Genomic DNA, 8,846 nt, shown 5'->3' on the forward strand with positions numbered 1-8,846 from the left:
CGGGACCGCCGTGCCACCTCGGCGACGCACGCCTCAGCGGGACGCGACCGCGGCGAGCGCCGCGATGCTGAGGATCGAGTTGTGCAGCCGGCCGGCCAGCACTCCGTCGACGATCTCGTCGAGCGAGACCCAGCGCTTCTCGATGTCGGCCTCTTCGTCGCTCCGCTCGAACGCGTCCGCCGTGGCGCCGACGCCGGTCGCCCGGAAGACCGTGACCATCTCGTCGTTGCCGCCGGGTGTGGTGTGGAACGAGACGAGCTCGTCCCAGTTCGTCGCCTGCAGGTCGGCCTCTTCGGCGAGCTCGCGCTTCGCGGCGTCGAGCTTGCTCTCGCCCTCGGCGTCGAGCAGGCCGGCGGGCAGTTCCCAGTCGCGGGAGCGGATCGGGTGCCGGTACTGCTTGATCACGAGCACGCGCTGCTGGTCGTCGACGGCCAGCACCGCCACGGCACCGGTGTGCGCGACGTACTCGCGCACCATCGGCGAGCCGTTGTAGTCGACGGTGTCGCGCTTGACGTTCCAGACCGCGCCTTCGAAGACGACCTCGGACTTCGTGATCGTCGGCGATGCCGGTTCGTCGGCGAGCGGCTCGCCGGTCGCGTCGGTCACGCGACGACCTCGGCGGCGTCGGCTTCGTCGGCGAACAGCTTGCTCGCATCGTGGCGCTCGAGCGACGCCGCCACGAGCCCGGCGAACAGCGGGTGCGCGTCGTTGGGGCGGGACCGCAGTTCGGGGTGGGCCTGCGTCCCGATGTAGAACGGGTGGACGTCGCGGTCGAGTTCGACGTACTCGACGAGCGTGCCGTCGGGTGAGGTGCCCGAGAAGCGCAGGCCCGCGTCGGCGATCTGCTGACGGTACTGGTTCGAGACCTCGTAGCGGTGACGGTGACGCTCGGACACCAGCTCGGACCCGTAGAGGTCGGCGGCGAGCGAGCCCGGCGTCAACGCGGCCGGGTAGAGGCCGAGGCGCATGGTGCCGCCCAGGTCACCGTCAGCGATGATGTCGACCTGCTCGGCCATGGTCGCGACCACCGCGTACTCGGTGTCGGGGTCGAACTCGGACGAGGAGGCGCCGGTCAAGCCAGCCTCGTTGCGCGCGTACTCGATGACCATGCACTGCAGGCCCAGGCAGAGGCCGAGCGCCGGCAGGCCGTTCTCGCGGGCGAAGCGCAGCGCACCGAGCTTGCCCTCGATGCCGCGGATGCCGAAGCCACCGGGCACGCAGATGCCGTCCACCTGGCTGAGGGCCTTCGCGGCGCCCTCGGCGGTCTCGCAGTCGTCGGAGGGGATCCAGGTCAGCGACACCTTGGTCTGGTGCGCGAACCCGCCGGCCTTGAGGGCCTCGGTGACCGAGAGGTAGGCGTCGGGCAGGTCGATGTACTTGCCGACCAGGCCGATCGTGACCTCGTGCTTCGGCTCGTGGACGGCGGTCAGGACGGGCTGCCAGCCCGACCAGTCGACCTCGCCGGCCTTCTCGCCGAGGCCCAGGTGGTCGATGATGTACGCGTCGAGCCCCTGGTCGTTCAGCATGGCCGGGATGTCGTAGATGCTCGCGACGTCCTTCGCGTTGACCACGGCGTCCTCGTCGACGTCGCACATCAGGGCGATCTTCTTCTTGTTGCTCTCGCTGACCGGACGGTCGCTGCGCAGCACGAGGGCGTCGGGCTGGATGCCGATCGAGCGCAGGGCCGCGACGCTGTGCTGGGTCGGCTTGGTCTTCTGCTCGCCCGACGCGCCCATGTAGGGCACGAGGGAGACGTGCACGAAGAAGACGTTCTTGCGACCGAGCTCGTGGCGCACCTGACGAGCAGCCTCGATGAACGGCTGGCTCTCGATGTCCCCGACCGTGCCGCCGACCTCGGTGATGATCACGTCGGGGTTGGGGTCGTCGTCGGCCTGCTGACGCATGCGCCGCTTGATCTCGTCGGTGATGTGCGGGATGACCTGCACGGTGTCACCGAGGTACTCGCCGCGTCGTTCCTTCGCGATGACGGTCGAGTAGATCTGCCCCGTCGTGACGTTCGCCGACTGGCCGAGGTCGATGTCGAGGAACCGCTCGTAGTGGCCGATGTCGAGGTCGGTCTCGGCGCCGTCGTCGGTGACGAAGACCTCACCGTGCTGGAACGGGTTCATGGTGCCCGGATCGACGTTCAGGTACGGATCGAGCTTCTGCATGACGACCCGCAACCCGCGGGCCGTGAGCAGATTGCCCAGGCTGGCGGCCGTCAGGCCTTTTCCGAGGGAGGAGACGACGCCTCCGGTGACGAAGATGTGCTTCGTCGTGCTGGCATCTGGACCCGAGTTCTCAACGTTCACCACGGGATTCCATCCTATGTCACACCGAGCCGTTCCGACAGACCACGCCTGTTACGAACGTGTGTCGGCCGTGGCCGTTCGTCGGGCCGACGAGGCGAGTTCGAGCAGTTCACGGGCATGCTCGAGACCGCTGGAACTGTCGGGCAGTCCCGAGAGCAGCCGTGCCATCTCGGCGACGCGCTCGTCGCCCTCGAGCTGGTGCACGCTGCTCGCCGTCACCTCGCCCGAGGCGTCCTTGACGACGCGGAGGTGGTTGGTGGCGAACGCGGCGACCTGGGCCAGGTGCGTCACCACGATGACCTGTGCCCGTTCGGCGAGCGCCGCCAGGCGTCGGCCGATCTCGATCGCGGCCGAACCGCCGACGCCGGCGTCGACCTCGTCGAAGACGAAGGTGGGCACGTCGCTCGACCCGGCCATGACGACCTCGAGCGCGAGCATGACGCGCGAGAGTTCGCCGCCGGACGCGCCCTTGCCGAGGGGGCGGGGCTCGCTGCCGGGGTGCGGCCTCAGCAGGAGCGAGACGACGTCGCCGCCGCTCGTCCCGAGCTCGTCCCGAGGCGAGACCTCGACGACGATCTCGGCACCGGTCATGGCGAGGGCGCTCAGCTCGGCGCTGACCCGCGTCGAGAGGTCGGCCCCGGAGGCGCGGCGCAGGTCCCCGAGGACGCCCGCCCGTCGTTCGGCCTCGGCCCGCAGCTCGGCGACCTCGTCGTCGAGGTGCGCGAGGCGGTCGTCGTCGCCGTCGAGCTCGACCAGGCGTCGGCTGCCGTCGTCGAGGAGGCGGATGACGTCGTCGAGGGTGGGGCCGTACTTGCGGACCAGCCCGGCGAGGTCCGCGCGCCGGGTCTGCACCGACTCGAGTTCGACGGCCACGTCGGCGTCGAGGGTGCCGAGGTAGCTCGACAGGCGGGAGGCGGATTCGCCGACCTGCACGCTGACCTCGGCCAGCAGGTCGGCTATGGGCTCGAGCGCCGGGTCGTGCGGGGAGACGCGTTCGATCTGACGGCGTGCCTCCTCCACGAGGGAGACGACGTCGCGCGTCCCGTCGACCGCGTCGGTCGAGAGCACCTCGTGGGCAAGACCGGCGGCCAGCCTGAGGTCTTCGGCGTTGCTGAGTCGCTCGGCCGTGGCGTCGAGCTCGTCGAGTTCGCCGGCCACGGGGGCGAGGCCCTCGATCTCGTCGATCGCGGCCCGCAGGGTGTCGGCCTCGTCACGTCGGGCGTCGCGGTCGCGGGTGATCTCGTCCAGTTCGGCTCGGGCGGCCAGCCAGGCGTCGTACGCGCCACGGTAGTGTGCGGCGGCCTCGGCGAGGGCGGCCCCGCCGTGCGCGTCGACGGCCGCGCGTTGGGCGGCAGCGGACTTCAGTCGGATCTGCTCGGACTGGCCGTGGACCACCACGAGGTGGTCGGCGAGGTCGCCGAGCACGCCGATCGGGGCCGTGCGTCCGCCGACCACCGCACGGCTACGCCCCTCGGCCGAGACCACGCGACTGAGGAAGAGCTCACCGTCGTCGACGTCGCCGCCCGCGTCCCGGACGCGCTCGACGATGGCCCCCTCGGCGGGGACCAGCCAGCGGCCGTCCACGACGGCCTGGGGGCTGCCCGAGCGGACGACGCCGCTCTCGGCACGCTGACCGAGCAGCAGGCCGAGCGCCGAGACGACCATGGTCTTGCCCGCCCCCGTCTCGCCGGTGACGGCCGTGAAGCCGGGACCGAGCGGCAGGGTCGCCCGACCGATCACGCCGAGGTCGCGGATCGAGATCTCTTCGATCATCGGTCGCCCTCGCGGGCCGGATCGGACGTGGTCGGGGTGATGGTGGCCCCGACGGCGACGTCCTCGACGGTGGCCGGTCCGCGCCAGCCCGTGACGGGGAGCTGGAACTTGGCCACGAGGCGATCGGTGAACGGGCCCGTCCGCAGGCGGGCAAGTCGCACGGGCTGGTCGGAGCGGCTGCACTCGACCCGGGCCCCCGGGGGCAGGTCGTGCTCGCGGCGACCGTCACACCACAGGATGCCGCGAGCGTCCGTGCGGCTCAGCACCTCGACGGCGAGCACCGAGTCGGGCCCGACGACGAGTGGTCGGGCGAAGAGCGCGTGGGCGCTGAGCGGCACGAGCAGCAAGGCCTGCACGGCAGGCCACACCACCGGGCCGCCGGCCGAGAACGAGTAGGCCGTCGAGCCGGTCGGCGTGGACATGACCACGCCGTCGCAGCCGAACGACGACAGGGGACGACCGTCGACCTCGATGACGACCTCGAGCATGCGCTCGCGTGAGGCCTTCTCGACCGTGGCCTCGTTCATGGCCCAGGTCTCGTAGACGACCTCGTCACCGTTGGTGACCTTGACGTCGAGCGCGAACCGCTCCTCGACCTCGTAGTCGGCCGCGAGGACGCGGGCGACGGTGTCGGCCATCTCGTCGCGCTCGCTCTCGGCCAGGAACCCGACGTGGCCGAGGTTGACCCCGACGATGGGAGCGCGGGTACCGCGGATCAACTCGGCGGCACGGAGGATCGTGCCGTCGCCACCCAGGACGATGACGCATTCGAGGTCGTCGCAGGCCACGCCGTCGAACAGGATCTCGACGTCGTCGATGGCGGCCGCGGGCTGGGCCCGACGGATGTCGTCCCACTCGTCGCGGGGAAGGACGGGAACCACACCGGCGTCGCCCAACAACCCGCAGACCTCGAGGGCGGCGTCGATGGAGTCGGGACGCCCCGTGTGCGAGACGACCAGGATGTGTCGTGTCGAAGAGATGTCGTTCACCCTCTCGTCAAGCTGTCGGCCGTGCTGAGCCATTCTGTCGGATTCGTCCCCACCGAGGCCGAGAAGTGCACACAGTACTCGCGGTTGCCCGAGCCGCCGACGATCGGGGACGAGATGAGCCCGGCCGTGCCGAGCCCCAGGTCGTGGGCGGCCCACAACACCGTGGTGACGGCCTCGTTCCGCAGCACGGGGTCGAGCACGAGACCCTCCCGGACGCCCTGTCGGCCGACCTCGAACTGCGGCTTGATCAGCAGGACGAAGTCGTTGTCCACACCCACGCTCGCCACGAGTGCGGGGAGCACCATCGTCAGCGAGATGAACGACACGTCGGCCACCACGAGCGACACCGAGGAGGCGCGGGTCGTCAACGCCGCGAACCGCTCGGCCGTCAGGTACCGCGCGTTCTCGCCCTCGACGATCGTGACCCGCGGGTCGAAACGAACCGGGTTGGCCAACTGACCGTGGCCGACGTCGAGGGCGACCACGTGCTCGGCCCCGCGCTCGAGGAGGACCTGCGTGAACCCGCCCGTGGACGCTCCGACGTCGAGGGCCGTCCGGCCCGTGGGGTCGACCCCGAACGCGTCCAGCGCGCCAAGGAGCTTGTGTGCCGCACGACTCACGTAGTGGTCGAGGCCGGCGACGACGACGTCGTCCGACTCGCCCACCCGAGCGGACGCCTTGACCACTCCCACGCCGTTGACGGTCACCAATCCGTCCGACAACAAGCGGGCGGCATGCGTCCGTGACCGGGCGAGACCACGCCGGGCGAGAACCGAGTCGAGTCGATCCCCCGGCGCTTCGGCGGCCGTCATCGACCGCCCTGACCGATGTCGTCGGTGGTGCCCTCGAGCACGGCGCGGAGCTCGTCGTGGATCGCGGCGAAGGCCTCGGCCCGCGAGGACAAGGGGAGGGACTCGATGCCCGACAGCTGCTCGGCGGACGCCACCTGCGCCTCCTGACGGTCTCCGGCGTCCACGACGTCGAGGTCGGTGTCGCTGCGGACGGTCGCGTCGGGATGGTCGCTCATGGTGCCGTCCAGACTAGCCGCCGCCCCTGACGGTCGGGTCGGGAGCGATCAGCCGTCGGCGTGCAGCTTCGGGTCGACGTCGAGCCCGTAGATGGCCTTGCCTGTCCCCCACACCGCGGCGGCCCCCGCGCGCAGCAGGTCGACGGGGTCGCCTCCGTCGGACAACACCCGCACCACGTGACCGCGGACGGCGACGCTCGCCCCACGGACCGTGACGACGTGCACGTCCTCTTCGTCGTGTTCGACGGTGTCGGGGTACGGCTGGTCCAACTCACGGAGGTCGCCGACGATGAAGTCCGGCCGGGACTTCGCGTCGGCGGCGAGTACCTGCTTCGCGCCGTCGATGCCGGTCAGCACCAGGATCGAGACGAGTCCCGCGGCGTTCGCGCCGACGATGTCGGTGTCGAGCCGGTCCCCGATGAACGCGGCCTTCGTCGCCCCGAACCTCTCGACGGCCGCGGTGAAGATCGGGGTCTCGGGCTTGCCGGCGGTCACGGGCAGGCGCCCGACGGCCGTGTGGACGGCGGACACCAGCGTTCCGTTGCCGGGCGCGACACCACGCTCCTGCGGGATCGTCCAGTCCGTGTTCGTCGCGATCCACGGGATGCCCGTGTGCAAGGCGAAGGACGCCTCGGCGAGCTGCGCCCATCCGACGTCGGGGCTGAAACCCTGCACGACCGCCGCGGGCGCGTCGTCGGCCGAACGGGTGACGACGAAGCCCTCGGCCTCGAGCACCGACGTCAGGCCCTCGCCGCCGACGACCAGCACCGTCGAGCCGGCCGGCACGGCATCGACGAGGAGGCGCACCGCGGCCTGCGGGGACGTCACCACGTCGTCCGCGCCCACCTCGAGTCCGTAGCCGGCCAGTTGGCCGGCCACCGTCTCGGCGGTCCGCGACGCGTTGTTCGTGACGTACCCGACCCGACGGGTGCGAGCCAGGTCCGTCAGGCTCTCGACCGCGTGCTCGATGGCGTGCCGCCCCCGGTAGACGACCCCGTCGAGGTCGGCGAGGACGGTGTCGACGCCGTCGAGGGGCGTGATCGCGTCAGGCACGGTCGTCGTCGGCGTGGTCCGTGCCCTGCGGGGCCGTCTCGGGATCGGCAGTCTCATCGTGCTGGCCCTGCTCTTCATCGTGCTGCTCGTCCGTCTGGTCGTCCGGACGCTGCTCGGGTCCATCCAGGTCGTCGGTGCCGCCCTGAGGCTCCGCTGACACCTCGCCGGGCTCGCCGAGTGCCGGCTCACCGGACTCGTCAGACGTCGGTTCATCGGACTCTTCTGTGGTCAGCTCAGCGGGCTCGTCGAGGGCGACGGGTCGTTCGTCGAAGAATTCGACGTCCTCCTCGACGATCTCCACGGTCTCGCCGTCGGCGCCACCGTGCTCGAGGGCCGCGAGAGCGTCCTCGGCCCGGTCGGCGAGTTCGAGCCACTTCTCCCCCTCGTCGGGGCGACCGAGATCCTCGAGGACCGTGCCGTAGGCGGCGAAGAGGGCCGGGCTGTAGCTGAACGCCTTCGTCCGGTCGAGTTGGGGGATCTCGAGCTCGCCCAGAGCAGCTTGGGGTTGGCCGAGGTCGAGACGTGCACCCGACATCGCGATGGCCAGTGAGACGCGCACCTGGACGTCGAGTGTCGACACGTCGACGGACCGCCCGAGCTCGAGCGCCCGCTCGGGACGACCCAGACCCCGTTCACTGTCGACCATGAGAGGCAATTGGTCATCACGGCCCGAGATGCGACGGTAGGTGCGTAGTTCGCGGAGGGTGAGGGCGTAGTCCCCCACCTGGTAGGCGGTGATGGCGATCGTCTCGCGGACGACGGAGATGCGCCCGGCCCGACGTCCTGCCGACAGGGCGTGCTTGTGGGCCTCCTCCGGGTCCTCGTCGATCAGACGACCAGCCATGACCAGGTGCTTGGCCACCCAGTCCGCGTTCTCCTTGCTGAGCGTCTTGAGCTCACCACGGGCGACCTTGTCGAGATCACGGGGCTCGACGTCGTCCGGGACGTGCGCGACCTCTTGCGCCGGACGGACCGACTTGATGCCGAACGGGTCACGGTCTTCCGGGGTCTCGCGGGGCGTCCAGCCCTCTCGACGATCGCCACGTCCCGTCGAACCGGCACGAGGCCCTGCTCCGCGACGATCGTCGCCACCCGGGCGACCGGCGCGCTGCGGACGGTCGCCGGACGACGGACGGTCTCCCCGTTGAGGCCGGTCACCATGCGAGCGACGATCCCCGCGCTGCGGCCGATCACCGGAGGACGGTCGATCTCCGCGCTGTGGGCCGCCGCTCGCGGGTCGCCCCCCGCTGGGACGTCCGTTGGTGGGTCGTCCCTCGGAGGGACGGTCGCCGCGCGGGGGACGCCCGCCAGCCGGGCGGTCGCTCGAGGATCGACTCCGGTCACCGAACGAGGGCCGGCCTGTGCCCCCACCGCGGTTCGCTCCCCCGCTGCCAGAGCCCGAGGAGGGACGGCGTGGGCCGTCCTTGCGGTCGTCGTCGTCGCGATCAGTCACCGAAGTGCTCCTCTGTTGTTCTCTGCCAGCTGTCGAGTTGTGAAGGGTCGACTCTACCAAAGCGACCACGACTGCAGGAGGCGCGGTTCGGCTGGGCGAGAATCGTCCCGTAACGCAGAAAAGCCGCCCCAACTGGGGCGGCTCTTCTGGTGTTTCGTGTGCTGTTCGCACTAAAAGGAGTCCGGCGGTGTCCTACTCTCCCACAAGGTCCCCCTTGCAGTACCATCGGCGCTGAGAGT

The 8,846-nt window shown here is 70.6% G+C and carries 8 protein-coding genes; all 8 read right to left on the minus strand.

Annotated features, from left to right (window positions below):
• Positions 1 to 33: 33 nt before the first annotated feature.
• From ACIOSR_RS15085 to ACIOSR_RS15120, 8 genes are read right to left on the minus strand one after another with little or no spacing between them, the layout of a single operon-like run.
• Complete coding sequence (locus tag ACIOSR_RS15085) at positions 34 to 606, minus strand: NUDIX hydrolase (RefSeq protein ID WP_159825197.1); 573 nt, start codon at positions 604 to 606, stop codon at positions 34 to 36.
• Positions 603 to 2,312, minus strand: a complete 1,710-nt coding sequence (locus ACIOSR_RS15090) for a CTP synthase (protein WP_402753070.1) — start codon at positions 2,310 to 2,312, stop codon at positions 603 to 605. Before ACIOSR_RS15090 ends, ACIOSR_RS15085 begins: the two co-directional genes overlap by 4 nt.
• Before the next feature lie 51 nt (positions 2,313 to 2,363).
• On the minus strand, positions 2,364 to 4,085 hold the full coding sequence (gene recN, locus ACIOSR_RS15095; RefSeq protein ID WP_402753065.1) for a DNA repair protein RecN: 1,722 nt from the start codon (positions 4,083 to 4,085) through the stop codon (positions 2,364 to 2,366).
• Positions 4,082 to 5,065: an NAD kinase gene (locus ACIOSR_RS15100; RefSeq protein WP_402753071.1), complete on the minus strand. Its 984-nt coding sequence runs from the start codon at positions 5,063 to 5,065 to the stop codon at positions 4,082 to 4,084. Before ACIOSR_RS15100 ends, recN begins: the two co-directional genes overlap by 4 nt.
• Positions 5,066 to 5,070: 5 nt before the next feature.
• Positions 5,071 to 5,886, minus strand: a complete 816-nt coding sequence (locus ACIOSR_RS15105) for a TlyA family RNA methyltransferase (protein WP_402753066.1) — start codon at positions 5,884 to 5,886, stop codon at positions 5,071 to 5,073.
• On the minus strand, positions 5,883 to 6,101 hold the full coding sequence (locus ACIOSR_RS15110) for a hypothetical protein (protein WP_402753067.1): 219 nt from the start codon (positions 6,099 to 6,101) through the stop codon (positions 5,883 to 5,885). Before ACIOSR_RS15110 ends, ACIOSR_RS15105 begins: the two co-directional genes overlap by 4 nt.
• Positions 6,102 to 6,149: 48 nt before the next feature.
• On the minus strand, positions 6,150 to 7,154 hold the full coding sequence (locus ACIOSR_RS15115; RefSeq protein WP_233568298.1) for an HAD-IIA family hydrolase: 1,005 nt from the start codon (positions 7,152 to 7,154) through the stop codon (positions 6,150 to 6,152).
• Complete coding sequence (locus ACIOSR_RS15120; protein ID WP_402753068.1) at positions 7,147 to 7,998, minus strand: hypothetical protein; 852 nt, start codon at positions 7,996 to 7,998, stop codon at positions 7,147 to 7,149. The genes ACIOSR_RS15115 and ACIOSR_RS15120 overlap by 8 nt, the downstream gene beginning before the upstream one ends.
• Positions 7,999 to 8,846 lie beyond the last annotated feature (848 nt).

This window comes from Frigoribacterium sp. NPDC087798, assembly GCF_044742985.1.
Taxonomy (GTDB): Bacteria; Actinomycetota; Actinomycetes; order Actinomycetales; family Microbacteriaceae; genus Frigoribacterium.